Source organism: Streptomyces sp. C1-1, from assembly GCF_050214755.1.
Lineage (GTDB): Bacteria > Actinomycetota > Actinomycetes > Streptomycetales > Streptomycetaceae > Streptomyces.
Window position 1 is genome coordinate 4909376 of the sequence record NZ_CP189826.1, and the last position, 13479, is coordinate 4922854.

Sequence of the window (13479 nt, forward strand, 5' to 3'; positions counted from 1 at the left end):
GGGGCTCTTGCACAAAGATGCTACCCGAGGAAGCGAGGCAGGACCGAGGTGGCGACTTCCGCGACTTCCGAGGCGAGTTCCGAACAGCTGCTGGTGGTCATCGATCCGGTGGCCCGACGGACGGACGGGGAGTCGGTACGCATCGCGAAAGACGTGCTCAGCGCGGGTGCGCAGACAAAGGTCTGCCTGCCGGACGGTCCGGAGGAGTTCGCCCGGGCCCTCTCTCGGCGGGGGTCGAGACGACCGGTGGTCGTCGGCGACGACCGGGCCCTGGTGCGGGCCGTGTCCCTTTTGCACCGGCAGCGGGAGCTGGCCGGATGCGCGCTGTCGATGGTGCCGGTGGGGGCCGCGCTGTCGGTGGCCCGTTCGCTGGGGGTGCCCACGGGCGCGGTGGCCGCGGCCCGCTCGGTGCTCGACGGGGCGGTACGGCGGATGGACCTGCTGGTGGACGACAGCGACGGGGTGGTGCTGGGCGCGCTGCGGATCCCTCCGCTGAGCGAGGCGCACACGCCCCTGGAGGAGGCCGTGGGGCGCCCGTGGCTGCGCACGGCCCAGTCCCTGGTGCGCACCCTCGTACCGGCCCGTGAGGCCCCGGCGCCCGCGCCCCGCGCCGCCCGCCTGCGCATCGAGGTCGACGGTGTGACCCTCGTCGACCTGGACCAGCCGGTGGAGGCGGTGTCGGTCGTGCCGGGCGACCGCGGGATGGCCGAGGTCGAGGTGCGGCCGCTGTCGGTGGGCGCGGAGGCCTCGCCGGTACGGGCCGAGGGACGGACCGTGAGCGTGTCGGGGGCGGACTTCCGCTACCGGGCGGACGCGGGGGTGTGCGGGCCGGTACGCAGGAGGACGTGGACGGTCTGGGAGGGGGCCTGGGGGCTCACCCTGCCGGAGCGGTGAGGAAAGACGGGTCACCACCCGGGTTCTAAAGGTCTGGTTGACAAACATTTAACGCCCCGACACTCTTGACCGACGCATTCGGGCGAGAGGGTTCCGTTACGGCACACGCTGGACGGACATCGAGAGGGGCCTACCCGATGGCAGTGGACGAGGGCGTCACCCCGGCGGCGAAGACGGACGGCGAGAGTACGGTCCACCGGCTCAAACCCAACGCGGTCGGCCTGCTCGGCGTGGTCTTCATGGCCGTCGCCACCGCCGCCCCGATCACCGCGATGACCGGCAACGTGCCCTTCATGGTGTCGTCGGGCAATGGCATCGGCGCCCCGGCTAGCTATCTCGTCGCAATGGTCGTCCTGGCAATCTTTTCCGTCGGCTTCACCTCGATGGCGAAGCACATCACCTCCACCGGAGCCTTCTACGGCTTCATCTCCTACGGCCTCGGACGCACCGCGGGCCTGGCGGCGGGCCTGCTCGCGACCTTCGCCTACGTCGTCTTCGAACCCGCCCTGATCGGCATCTTCTCGGTCTTCGCCAACACCACCCTGAAGGACCAGACCGGCGTCGACGTGCCGTGGTGGGCGTTCGCGATCCTGATGCTCGCCATCAACGCGACCGGCACCTGGTTCGGCGTCAGCGTCGCCGAGAAACTGCTCGTCGTGCTCCTGGGCACCGAGGTGACCGTCCTCGCCGCGATGGCGGTCTCCGTCGCCCTGCACGGCGGCGGCCCGCACGGCTTCACCTTCGGCCCGGTGAACCCGGTCAACGCCTTCAAGGGCACCAGCGCCGGTCTCGGCCTGTTCTTCGCCTTCTGGTCCTGGGTCGGCTTCGAGTCGACGGCGATGTACGGCGAGGAGTCCCGCGACCCCAAGAGGATCATCCCCAAGGCGACGATGATCAGCGTCCTCGGCGTCGGTGTCTTCTACGTCTTCGTCTCCTGGATGGCCATCATCGGCAACGGCGAGACACAGGCCGTGAAGGCCGCCTCCTCCGCCAACCCCCTCGCGCTCTTCTTCGACCCGACCGAGCACTACGTCGGCCACTGGGCGGTCGTCGTCATGCAGTGGCTGATGATCACCGGCTCGCTGGCCTGCGGCATGGCCTTCCACAACTGCGCCGCCCGCTACATGTACGCGCTGGGCCGCGAGGGCGTCCTGCCGTCACTGAAGAACACCGTCGGCCGCACCCACGCCCGGCACGGCTCCCCGCACCTCGCGGGCCTGGTGCAGACAGCCGTCTCCGCCGCTCTGATCGGCGCGTTCTGGGCGGCGGGCAAGGACCCGTACAACGCCCTCTACGTCCTGCTCGCCATCCTCGGCACGATGGCGATCCTCGTCGTGCAGGCGGTGTGCTCCTTCGCCGTGCTGGTCTACTTCCGCCGCAACCACCCCGAGAGCCGGCACTGGTTCAGGACCTTCGCCGCCCCGCTCGTCGGCGGCATCGCGATGCTCGCCGTGGTCGTCCTGCTGGTGTCCAACATGGGCGTGGCGGCGGGCGCGGAGTCCGGCTCACTGCTGCTGAGGGCGACGCCCTGGCTGGTCGCCCTGGTCGCGGCGACGGGCGTCGGCTACGCCCAGTACCTCAAGCACCGGTCCCCCGAGCGGTACGCGCTGCTGGGCCGGACGGTGCTGGAGGAGACGAGGGAGCGCTAGGGCACACGGCGAAACACGCCCTATGCCCCGGAGCCTCCGAAGAGTTCCTCGCGGTGGACCCGCCAGCGTTCCATCATGGCCGCGATCTCGTCGTCGACGAACTCGAAGAAGGCGAGCGTCTCGGCCATGCGGCGGCCCGCCGGGGTGTCGGCGCCGAGGCTGCCGACGCCTTCCCGCAGGGCGCCCTCCCAGCGTTTGATGACGGCTTCGCGGTTGGTCAGCGCCTCGTACCACTGGTTGCTGTGCACCCGGTAGCGCTCCCGCCGCGAGCCGGGCTCGCGCTCCCGGGACACCATGTGCTGCTGGGCCAGGTACCGCACCCCGCCGGAGACCGCCGCCGGGCTGATCCGCAGCTGCTCCCCCAGCTCCGCCGAGGTCATCGCCCCCTCGTCGGAGGAGAGGAGCGCGGCGAAGATCCGTGCGGGCATGCGCTGCATCCCGGCCTCGACGAGCTGCGCCGCGAAGCTCTCCACGAACTTCGAGACCGCTTCCTGGTCCCGCCCCGCCTCGTCAGTCATGACCACCACTCTAACCGGGCTTCATACACTTCCTTATCTTCACAAATTTCTGAAAGAAGCGTACGTTCTGAAGCATGACGAAGGCAATCACGGTCGCCGGGCTCCACAAGTCCTTCGGCCGTACCCACGCCCTGGACGGCCTGGACCTCGACGTGGAGACCGGCGAGGTGCACGGCTTCCTCGGCCCGAACGGCGCCGGCAAGTCCACCACCATCCGCGTCCTGCTGGGCCTGCTGCGCGCCGACTCCGGCGCCGCCCAGGTGCTGGGCCGCGACCCGTGGAAGGACGCGGTGGAGGTGCACCGCCGGATCGCGTACGTCCCCGGGGACGTGACCCTGTGGCGCAACCTGTCGGGCGGCGAGGTCATCGACCTCTACGGCCGCCTCCGCGGCGGGCTGGACGCCACCCGCCGCGCCGACCTGATCGAGCGCTTCGAGCTGGACCCCACCAAGAAGGGCCGCACCTACTCCAAGGGCAACCGGCAGAAGGTCGCCCTGGTCGCCGCCTTCGCCTCGGACGTGGACCTGCTGATCCTGGACGAGCCGACCTCGGGCCTGGACCCCCTGATGGAGGAGGTCTTCCAGCGCTGCGTGGAGGAGGAGCGGGCCAGGGGCCGGACCGTCCTGCTGTCGTCGCACATCCTCAGCGAGGTCGAGGAGCTCTGCGACCGGGTGAGCATCATCCGCAAGGGCCGGACCGTGGAGAGCGGTTCGCTGGCCGACCTGCGCCACCTGACACGGACCAGCGTGACCGCCGAACTGGCCGGCGCCCCCAACGGGTTGTCGCGCCTGCCGGGCGTCCACGACCTCGACGTCCAGGGCCGGCGGGTACGCCTACAGGTCGACACCGACAAACTCGACGCCGTACTGCGGCAGTTGAGCGAGTCCGGCGTCCGCTCGCTGACCTCCACCCCGCCCACGCTGGAGGAGCTGTTCCTGCGCCACTACCAGGACGACGAGGTGGCGGCGCGATGACGTCCCTCGTGGGCACCCGGATCCTCCTGCGCTTCAACCTGCGCCGCGACCGGCTGATGATCCCGGTGTGGGTGGCGGTCAACACCCTGATGGTCCTCTCGATGCCGAACACGCTCAGGACCCTCTACGGCACCCCCGCCGAACGCGCCGACCTGATCCACCAGGTCGCCACCAACGCCTCCTTCCGCGCCCTGATCGGCCCCGTCTTCGACGACTCCGTCGGCGCCCTGACGGCCTGGCGGGTCGGCGTCTACGCCGGGGTGCTCGCCGCGATCACCAGCCTGCTGGTCGTCGTACGCCACACCCGCGACGAGGAGGAGAGCGGGCGTCAGGAGCTCATCTCCTCCGGCGCGGTGGGCCGCCGGGCCTCCCTGACGGCGGCCCTGCTCGCGGCGGCGGTGGCGAACGCCGTGCTGGCGCTGCTGGTCGTGGCCGGCCTGGCGGGCCAGGGAGCCGTGGGCGCGCTGGCCTTCGGGCTCGGACTGGCGGCCGTCGGCATGGTCTTCGCGACGGCCGCGGCGATCGTCGCCCAGCTGACGGAGAGCGCACGGCTGGCGCGCGGCCTGACCGCGGGCGTGCTCGGCGCGGCCTTCGTGCTGCGCGCGGCGGGCGACTCGGCGACGACCGACGGCTCGTCGGTGTGGACGTGGCTGTCCCCGCTGGGCTGGCTGGAGAACCTGCGCGCGTACGCCGGCGAACGCTGGTGGGTACTGCTGCTGTTCGCGGCGGCGATCGCGCTCCAGGCGGCCGTCGCCTACGGGCTCGCGGGCCGCCGGGACGTCGGCATGAGCTTCCTGCCCACCCGGCCCGGACCGTCGGTCGGCCGCCTGGGCACGGCCGGCGCGCTGGCCTGGCGGTTGCAGCGGGGCAGCGTGCTGGGCTGGTCGATCGCCTTCTTCGTCGTGGGAGTCGTCTACGGCGGCCTCACGGACGGCGTGGCCGACATCGTCGGCGACAACGAGAACGCGCGGAAGATCTTCGAGCGGATGGGCGGCCAGAGCGCGCTGACGAACGCGTTCCTGGCGGCGATGGTCGGCATGATGGGCCTGGTCGCGGCGCTGTACATCGTCGGCAGCGTGCTGCGCCTGTACGGCGAGGAGACCTCCGGCCGGGCGGAACCGGTGCTGGCGAACCCCGTGGGCCGGCTGCGCTGGGCGACCGGCCACCTCGTCGTCGCCTTCGGCGGCTCGGTCCTGCTCATGCTCCTGACCGGCCTCGGCTTCGTCGTCGGCTACGGCAGGGAGGCCGGGCCGATCCTGGGGGCCTGCCTGGTGCAGCTTCCCGCGGTGTGGGTGATCGGCGGGCTGGCGGTGCTGCTGTACGGGGTGCTGCCCCGGGCGGCGACGGCGGCCTGGGGCGTGGCGGGCGCCGTGCTGCTCATCGGCTGGATCGGCCCCGCGCTGGACGCGCCGCAGGCGGTGCTCGACCTCTCCCCCTTCGGGCACCTGCCCAAGCTGCCCGGCGGGGGGATGGAGTGGGGGCCGGTACTGGTGCTGCTGGCGCTGGCCGTGGCACTGGTCGCCACGGGCCTCACGGGACTGCGCCGCCGGGACCTGACGACCTGACGCAACCCTCCGGCGGCCGCTCAGCCTGCTCCCGAACGGGGTGATCACCCCACGTGGACGCTGAGCCCCTCCAGGCCGCGGATCACGAAGTTCGGCTTTCGTTTCGGCTCCTCGGTGAGGCTGAGGGTCGGGGCCTTCCGCAGCAGGGCCGTCATGGAGGCGGCCAGTTCGATGCGGGCGAGCGGGGCGCCGATGCAGTAGTGGATGCCGGCGGAGAACGAGATGTGCGGGTTGTCCGCGCGGGTCAGATCGAGCCGCTCGGGGTCCCGGAAAACCTCCGGGTCGTGGTTGGCCGACCCGAAGAGCATGGCGATCTCGGCCCCCCTGGGGATCACGGTGCCGTCGATCTCGATGTCGTCCAGGACCCAGCGCTCGAAGAGCTGCAGCGGGGTGTCGTAGCGCATGAGCTCTTCCACGGCGGTCGGCACGAGCGAGTGGTCGGCGCGCAGGGCGGCCAGTTGCCCCGGGTTGCGGAAGAGGGCGTACCAGCCGTTGACCGTGGCGTTGACGGTCGCCTCGTGCCCGGCGTTCAGCAGCAGCACGGCTGTGGAGATCATCTCCTGCTCGGTCAGCCGGTCGCCCTCGTCGTGGGCGGCGATGAGCCCGGAGATCAGGTCGTCGCCGGGCTCCCTGCGCCGCTCGGCGATGAGCTCGCGCAGGTAGTCCGAGAACTCCACGGACGCCTGTACGGCCTTGCGTGCCGTCTCCTCGGACGGGTTCAGCTCGTACATCCCGCAGATGTCCGCCGACCAGGGCCTGAGCGGGGCCCGGTCCGCCTCCGGGATGCCCAGCATCTCGGCGATGACGGCGACGGGGAGCGGCTCGGCGACGTCCGTGAGGAGATCACCGCCGCCCTCCTCGACGAGCCGGTCCACGAGCCGACCGGCGAGGTCGCCGACATAGGGCTTCAGCCGCTCGACGGTCCTCGGCGTGAACGCCTTCGACACCAGCCGCCGGATCCTGGTGTGGTCCGGCGGCTCCAGGTCGAGCATGCCGTGGTCGTTGAGCGTGTGGAACGGCTCGTGCTCGGGCGGCGGCGCGGTCCGACCGAAGTCCTCGTGGTCGAACCGGTGCAGATACGTCCGCCCGAGTCGGCGCTCCCGCAGCAGCGCCGAGACGTCCGCGTGGTGCGGCACCAGCCACTGGTCGGTGGCCTCGAAGTAGTGCACGCGCCCGGTGGCACGCAGCTCGGCATAGGCGGGGTAGGGGTCGGCGAGAAACGCCGCGTCCCACGGGTCGAAGGCAGCCATGCGGGGACGCTAACCCGGCACACCGGGCTCTGACCAGGGGTGTTCCGCCTCAACCCGGTGTCACCAGGCGTGCCTCGTATGCGAACACCGCCGCCTGGGTCCGGTCCCGCAGGCCCAGCTTCACCAGGATTCTGCTGACGTGGGTCTTGATCGTCGACTCGGCCACCACCAGGCGCTCGGCGATCTCGGCGTTGGACAGGCCCTGGGCGATGAGGACCAGGACCTCCGTCTCGCGTTCGGTGAGGTCGCCGTAGGCCTGGTGGGCGGACTGCATGACGCGGGGGGCCTGGGAGAGTTTGGAGAACTCCGTGATCAGGCGTTTGGTGACCGTGGGGGCGAGGAGGGCCTCCCCGGACGCCACCACCCGGACACCGTCGGCCAGTTGGCGGGCCGAGGCGTCCTTGAGCAGGAAGCCCGAGGCGCCGGCGCGCAGGGCCTGGTAGACGTACTCGTCGAGGTCGAAGGTGGTCAGCACCAGGACCTTCGACGTGCTGTTGGCCGCCACGATCTCGCGGGTCGCCTCGATGCCGTTCATCTCGGGCATGCGGATGTCCATCAGGACGACGTCGGGCGTGAGTTCGCGGACGCGGTCGACCGCCTCGCGGCCGTTGACCGCCTCGCCGACGACCTCGATGTCCGGCATCGCGTTGAGGAGCACCGAGAAACCTTCGCGCACCATCATCTGGTCGTCCGCGATCAGTACGCGGATCGTCATGCCTCTCCTTCACTCACTCCGGCGACCGGCAGGAACACCGTCACCTCGTATCCTCCCTCGTCCGTCCGGCCCGCCGTCATCTCGCCGTTGAGCATGGTGACGCGTTCGCGCATCCCCGTGATGCCGTGACCGGCACCGGGCGACGGTTTCACCGCCGACGGCTCCGGAGGCGGGTCGTTGACTATGCGCAGGCCGAGACCGCCGAGGACGTAGGACACCTCCACCTTGGCGGTGGCGCCCGGCGCGTGACGCAGGGTGTTGCTCAGCGCCTCCTGGACGATCCGGTACGCCGACAGCTCGACGCCCTGCGGGAGTTCGCGTATCGCCCCGGTCGTCGTCCGGTCCACGCGCAGGCCCGTCTCACGGACGTTGGCGAGCAGCGCGTCCAGGTCGGCGAGCGTGGGCTGCGGGGCGTCCGGCGCCTCGTAGTCCTCGGCGCGGACCACGCCCAGCACCCGGCGCAGTTCGGTCAGGGCCGCCACCGCGTTCTCCCGGATCGTGGCGAACGCCTTCTCCAGCTCCGGCGGCGGGTTCTCCACCCGGTAGGGGGCCGCCTCCGCCTGAATGGCGACGACCGACATGTGGTGCGCGACCACGTCGTGCAGCTCGCGGGCGATCGTCGTGCGCTCCTCCAGCAGGGTGCGCCGGGACCGCTCGTGCGCGGTCACCGTCTGCTGCGCGGTCACCTCCTGGCGGGCGTCGCGGCGGATGTGCCAGACGGTGACGGCGAGGAGAGCGAGGGCCGCGAAGAACACCATCGGGACGGAGTTCGTGCCGAAGCCGGAGTGCCCCCAGCCGAAGAAGTTCTCCACCACGATGCCGTACACCGCGGTCAGCACCCACATCCACGCCGCGGTGCGCGGCCGGGTGCGGACGGCCACGATCGTGAGGACGAACAGGTGACAGGCGAAGCTCCCGGGCAGCCACGGCCACTCGGCGTCCCAGCCGCCGCCGATCACGCCGGCCAGAGGCGTCGCGGCCATCGACAGCCAGAACGCGCCGACCGGCCGCACCATGGTCAGCAGGACCGGGACCAGCGCGAGCAGGCCGAGGACGAAGTTGTCACCCGCGCCGATCATGGCGCTGTTCGAGGCGATCAGCATCGCGAGAAGTCCGAGCGCGACGATCAGGGCGTGCGCCCGCCAGGTCGCGTACTCCCGCATCCTGCCCCTCATCCGCCGGGTGAGCGGGCCGTCGACGCTCATACGGGGCAGCGGACGGTAGGCGAAGGCGTCGTGGAACAGGTCCTGCCGCAGGCCTTGCAGCGCGTCCATGGCGGCCCGGAACTCCGGGCTGCGCGGCTTGTACGGCTCGTACGCGGCGTCCGACGGCTCCATCAGCCTCGTCGGCTCCGACTGCCTCTGGGTCTTCTCGGTCACATGGAAACCGTAGGCGCAGGCCCGGTCCGGGGTCGTCCCCTGTGAGAACGGTCCTTCGGCGTCCACCTGAAGTACTACGGGTACGGGGCGCGGACGTCAGTACCCGGACGGCCTGACCAGACCCGACTCGTACGCGAACACCGCCGCCTGCGTCCGGTCCCTGAGGCCCAGCTTCACCAGGATGCGGCCCACATGGGTCTTCACGGTCTGCTCCGCGACGACCAGCCGCTCGGCGATCTCCGCGTTCGACAGGCCCTGCGCGATCAGCGCGAGGACCTCCGTCTCGCGCTCGGTGAGATCGCCGACGCGCACCTTCAGCGGGGCCCTGGGCCGGTCGCCCAGGCGGGAGAACTCGGCGATCAGCCGGCGGGTGATGCCGGGCGCGAGCAGCGCGTCGCCGGCGGCCACCACGCGGACCGCCTCGGCCAGCTTGTCCGCCGAGGCGTCCTTCAGCAGGAACCCCGACGCGCCCGCCCGCAACGCCTCGTACACGTACTCGTCGAGGTCGAAGGTGGTGAGCACCAGCACCTTGATGTGCGGCAGCTCGAAGGCGATGCGGCGGGTGGCCTCGATGCCGTTCAGCTCGGGCATGCGGATGTCCATCAGGACGACGTCCGGGGCGAGCTCGGCGACCTTGGTGACGGCGTCCGCGCCGTCCACCGCTTGCCCGACGACGTCGATGTCGGGCTGGGTGTTGAGCAGCACGGTGAAGCCCTGCCGGACCATCTGCTGGTCGTCGGCGATCAGTACACGGATCGGGCTGCTCGTCATGCGGTGTGGTCCTTCACGTCGGAGGTGTCGTCGGCGTCGACGGGTCCCGCGGCCTCGGCGGGCGCCGTGACCGGGAGGAACGCGGAGATCTGGTAGCCGCCGCCCGGCCGGGCGCCCGCCTGGAGGTGGCCGCCCAGCATTCCGGCCCGCTCCCGCATGCCGAGCAGCCCGTGCCCCGCGCCCGGCGACTGGGAGACGGGTCTGCTCGAAGGCGAGTTGAGGATCTCCACCCGCAGTCCGTAGGGCACGTAGGCGATCTCGACGCTCGCCGTCGCGCCGGGCGCGTGGCGCAGTACGTTGCTCAGCGCCTCCTGCACGATCCGGTACGCCGACAGCTCCACGCCGGACGGCAGCGGCCGTCGCTCGCCGACGATCCGCGTGGTCACGCTGAGCCCGGCCGCCCGGGTGTTCTCGACCAGGGCGTCGAGCCGGTCCAGGGTGGGCTGGGGGCTGTGCGGGTCGGTGCCGGCCCGGTCGAGGGCGTCGGTGTCGCCGTCCTCCGAGCGCAGCACGCCCAGCACCCGGCGCAGTTCGGTCAGCGCCTCCAGCGCGTTGTTCCGGATGCCCTCCAGGTTCTCCCGGAGCTCCGCGGGCGGGTCCTGGACGAGGTGCGGGGCGACCTGGGCCTGGATGGAGATGACGGACATGTGATGGGCGACCACGTCGTGCAGCTCGCGCGCGATGCGGCTGCGCTCCTCCAGCAGCGTGCGCCGTGCCCGCTCCTCGGTGGCGAGCGTGGCCTGCCGGCCGAGTTCCGCCCGGGCCTCGCGACGGCCGCGCAGTGCGCTGCCGAGCGCCCACACGATCGCCGACAGGGCGACGGCGACGACCCCGGTCTCCTGGTAGTGGGCGGCGCCCCACACGCCCTCGAGGGCATAGGTGATCAGGGCGGTGAGAGTCAGCGCCTCGGCGGAGACACGGGTGGGGACGCGCAGGGCGAGCAGCAGCATCACGATCGCCTGCGCGATGATCCCGGCCGTGGTCCAGGGCCAGGTGAACGGCATCGCCGGTGGCATGCTCAGTCGGCCGTGCAGGAGGAGGGCGCCGACCAGGGTGGCGCCCGTCGACAGCCACCACGCCGGGATCGGCCGCCTGAGGGCGAGGACCACCGCGCCGCCCTGCGCCAGCGCGATCGGGAAGGCGGTTCCGGTGCCCAGATGCCCGTTGTCCCGAAGCTGTGCCACCCCGCCGAGCGCGACACCGAACGCGGCCAGGCACAGCACCGTGTGCGGTATCCGGCGCAGCCGCGAGGAGCGTGGCAGCGGGTCGGCCCGCAGGGTCCACAGGTCCTCGCGCAGCACCCGCAGCCAGAGCGGCACCCGCTCGCCCAGCACCCGCCGGATGCCCGGCCCCGTCCCCGTCACGCGGACCACCCTAGACACGGCGCGGCCCCGCCGTCCTCGGCCGTTCGGCCGGTCCGTGCCCGGTCCGGACCACCCGTGAGCGTCCGCCCTCGGCGGGCCGGCCGTGTTCGTAGGTGCGGAACGCCGTCCAGCAGACCGTGAGGGCCAGGGCGAAGACCGGCAGCCAGGTCAGGCGGTACGCCACCCAGACGAGGTCGTCGGGGCGCGTGTGCAGGCCGGGCAGGCGGCCCGCGAGGAGGCCGGTCGCGGTGGTCGCCATCATGGCCGTCTGATGCCAGAGGAAGATCGTCATGGCGGAGAGGTTCACGAGGGCCACGGCCGCCCATGCCAGCGGGCGGCGCAGCGCACGGCGCAGCCGGTCGCGCAGGAGCAGGGCGAGGCCGCACTGGGCCAGGCCGAAGGTGACGGCGGCCAGCGTGGGCGGGTCGAGGTTGGAGACGGACGCGCCGGGGACGCCGACCATCGAGGCCGGGTAGCCCGCCCACAGCACCAGCCCGGCCGTGGCCGCCGCCCCGCCGAGGAGCAGCACCCAGCCGGCGCGGGGACGGTCCAGTTCACCGCGGGCCCAGGCCGCGCCCAGGGTGTAGGGCACCAGCCAGCCGGCCGCCAGGTTCACCCAGCCCAGGCTCTGCGGGGCGCCGAGGCCGAAGCGGAGAAGGTCCACATGGAGGACGACGGCCAGCGGCCACAGGGGGTTGAGCCGGGTGACGAGCGGGGTGGCCGCCGTCAGCGCGGCGAAGACGACGAGGAACCAGAGCGGGGACAGGGCCAGTTTCACGAGGGTGCGGACCGTGGCGTAGTCGGTGCCGGAGGCGAGGAGGGCCACGGTGACGACCGTCCACAGGGCGAGGACGGCGGCGACGGGTTTGAACAGGCGGGACAGCCGGGTCGTCAGCCAGGTCCGGTACGGCACGCCCCTGGCTCGGGCCGCGGTGTAGCCGCGGGTCGCGACATGGCCGCCGACCAGGAAGAACACGGCGAGGGTCTGGAAGGCCCAGGAGATCGGGGCCAGCCGGGGCATGTGCTGCAGCGGGCTGGCGGTGTGCAGGTTGCCGCCGTCCGCCAACAGCGCGGTGACCAGCCAGTGGCCCAGGACCACGCCGAGGATCGCGAAGGCGCGCAGGGCGTCCACGGCCCGGTCCCGGTCGGCCGGGGTGGCGGCGTCCACTCGGTGGGCGGCGCGCCGTATGCCGTCCCAGGTGCCGTGCGTTGTCGGCTCACGCATGGGACACCTCGCGCGTCTCGCCGAGGACGATCCGGGCGAGGTTGGCCAGGGACACCGAGCCCGGTCGGAAGTAGTCGCTGTGGCCGCCGCTGCCCGCCGCGAAGACGCGGGCGCCGAAGGCCGGGGAGACGGGATCGGTGCCGAAGCCGACGGTCGTGCCGAAGAAGTCGGTGCGTATGTGCGGGACCTCGGCGATCCAGTCGTCGGTGCCGCGGGCCGCCCAGACGCGGGCGCCCGTGTGCAGGTCCGCGGCCGAGCCGACGCCGGTGCCGGGGCTGCCGACGAGGACGATGTCGCTCACGCCGAGGCCGGAGAGCCGGGCGGCCGAGCGGCCGCAGACGACCGTGCCGTAGGAGTGGCAGAGCAGGGAGACCCTCGTGTCCGGGCGGGTCAGGGTGTGCAGTTCGGCGAGGAAGTCACGCAGGCGCGGGGCGGCCCGGTCGGCGCGGGCCGTGGTCAGGACGGTCGTGCTGACCATGGCGGGAGTCGTGTAGCCGAGCCAGGCCACGACGGCCGTGCCGGTGCCGTGCGGGGCCTCGCGCAGCAGGCGCTGACGGAGGGCGACGGCGGTGGCGCGGAAGCGGGCCCAGGTGTCGAGGGAGGTGTCGGAGCCCGGGACCAGCACGGCGACGCGCGAGGCGTGTGCAAGGTCGCCGAACACCTCGGTGGCCCGGCCCTCGCCCCTGCCGTCGAAGGCGAGGAGCCGGCGGGAGGGGCCGGCCATGGCGTGGTCGGCGGCGGCACGCGTGGAGTCGCCGTGGGCGGCGGCCATCCGGGACGCCTCCGCGGCGTCGGCACGGTTGGCCGCGTAGGCCGCGTCGAGGGTGGAGGGGGTGAGGGGAGCCAGCGAGGCGGGAGGCGGAGCGGGGATGGCCGGCCTGGTGGCACCGGTGAGGGGAAGAACCACGGCGGCGGCGATGAGGGCGGCCAGCGCGGTACGGCGCCGGCGGTGCCTGCGGCGGCGTGGGGCCCGAGGGGTGTCGTTCTCGCTCGCCCGTCCCGCCGTGGGCGGCGCCGGTGTCCGCACACTTGGTACGGCCACCGCCGCCCCGGCCCCCGTTCCCCGCCCCATGACGCGTCTCCCTTCCCCACCGCCCGGCCATCGGGCCTGTCTGGAAGGGAAGTTACGGAGACGAGAACGTCGTCCGCGTCACGCTGGAGAGCCCATGTACGGG

At 72.3% G+C, this 13479-nt stretch carries 12 protein-coding genes; 4 read left to right on the plus strand and 8 right to left on the minus strand.

What is annotated here, in order from left to right; genetic code table 11:
• Window positions 1–48 precede the first annotated feature (48 nt).
• A complete protein-coding gene (locus tag ACQF4J_RS22355) occupies window positions 49–894 on the plus strand; it encodes a diacylglycerol kinase family protein (protein WP_351570905.1) in 846 nt (281 codons plus the stop codon).
• Window positions 895–1031: 137 nt separating this feature from the next.
• Complete coding sequence (locus ACQF4J_RS22360) at window positions 1032–2543, plus strand: APC family permease (protein ID WP_427166648.1); 1512 nt, start codon at window positions 1032–1034, stop codon at window positions 2541–2543.
• 20 nt (window positions 2544–2563) lie between these two features.
• Here ACQF4J_RS22360 and ACQF4J_RS22365 read toward each other — a convergent pair whose 3' ends face one another.
• A complete protein-coding gene (locus ACQF4J_RS22365) occupies window positions 2564–3061 on the minus strand; it encodes a GbsR/MarR family transcriptional regulator (RefSeq protein ID WP_351570899.1) in 498 nt (165 codons plus the stop codon).
• Window positions 3062–3135: 74 nt separating this feature from the next.
• Between ACQF4J_RS22365 and ACQF4J_RS22370 the strand changes: the two genes are divergently transcribed.
• Together ACQF4J_RS22370 and ACQF4J_RS22375 are read left to right on the plus strand one after the other, a co-directional pair.
• Window positions 3136–4035 (plus strand): ABC transporter ATP-binding protein, encoded by a 900-nt coding sequence (locus ACQF4J_RS22370; RefSeq protein ID WP_351570896.1) that lies wholly within the window; start codon window positions 3136–3138, stop codon window positions 4033–4035.
• Window positions 4032–5600: an ABC transporter permease gene (locus ACQF4J_RS22375; RefSeq protein WP_351801426.1), complete on the plus strand. Its 1569-nt coding sequence runs from the start codon at window positions 4032–4034 to the stop codon at window positions 5598–5600. The genes ACQF4J_RS22370 and ACQF4J_RS22375 overlap by 4 nt, the downstream gene beginning before the upstream one ends.
• A 44-nt stretch (window positions 5601–5644) precedes the next feature.
• On the opposite strand, the gene ACQF4J_RS22380 is transcribed toward ACQF4J_RS22375, so the two are convergent.
• The 7 genes from ACQF4J_RS22380 to ACQF4J_RS22410 all read right to left on the minus strand — a co-directional run bounded on the left by ACQF4J_RS22380 (window position 5645) and on the right by ACQF4J_RS22410 (window position 13376).
• Window positions 5645–6850 (minus strand): cytochrome P450, encoded by a 1206-nt coding sequence (locus ACQF4J_RS22380; RefSeq protein ID WP_427166650.1) that lies wholly within the window; start codon window positions 6848–6850, stop codon window positions 5645–5647.
• A 49-nt stretch (window positions 6851–6899) separates the two neighbouring features.
• On the minus strand, window positions 6900–7565 hold the full coding sequence (locus ACQF4J_RS22385) for a response regulator transcription factor (protein WP_351570887.1): 666 nt from the start codon (window positions 7563–7565) through the stop codon (window positions 6900–6902).
• Window positions 7562–8944, minus strand: coding sequence for a sensor histidine kinase (locus tag ACQF4J_RS22390; RefSeq protein WP_427166651.1), 1383 nt, complete (start codon window positions 8942–8944; stop codon window positions 7562–7564). The genes ACQF4J_RS22385 and ACQF4J_RS22390 overlap by 4 nt, the downstream gene beginning before the upstream one ends.
• 96 nt (window positions 8945–9040) lie before the next feature.
• A complete protein-coding gene (locus ACQF4J_RS22395) occupies window positions 9041–9715 on the minus strand; it encodes a response regulator (RefSeq protein WP_427166653.1) in 675 nt (224 codons plus the stop codon).
• Entirely contained in the window at window positions 9712–11097 is a 1386-nt protein-coding gene (locus tag ACQF4J_RS22400; protein ID WP_427166654.1) for a histidine kinase, read from the minus strand. Before ACQF4J_RS22400 ends, ACQF4J_RS22395 begins: the two co-directional genes overlap by 4 nt.
• Window positions 11090–12304, minus strand: a complete 1215-nt coding sequence (locus tag ACQF4J_RS22405) for an acyltransferase family protein (protein WP_427166656.1) — start codon at window positions 12302–12304, stop codon at window positions 11090–11092. Before ACQF4J_RS22405 ends, ACQF4J_RS22400 begins: the two co-directional genes overlap by 8 nt.
• Window positions 12297–13376 carry an alpha/beta hydrolase gene (locus ACQF4J_RS22410; protein WP_427166658.1) on the minus strand — a complete coding sequence of 360 codons (1080 nt, stop codon included), beginning with the start codon at window positions 13374–13376 and terminating at the stop codon, window positions 12297–12299. The genes ACQF4J_RS22405 and ACQF4J_RS22410 overlap by 8 nt, the downstream gene beginning before the upstream one ends.
• Window positions 13377–13479 lie beyond the last annotated feature (103 nt).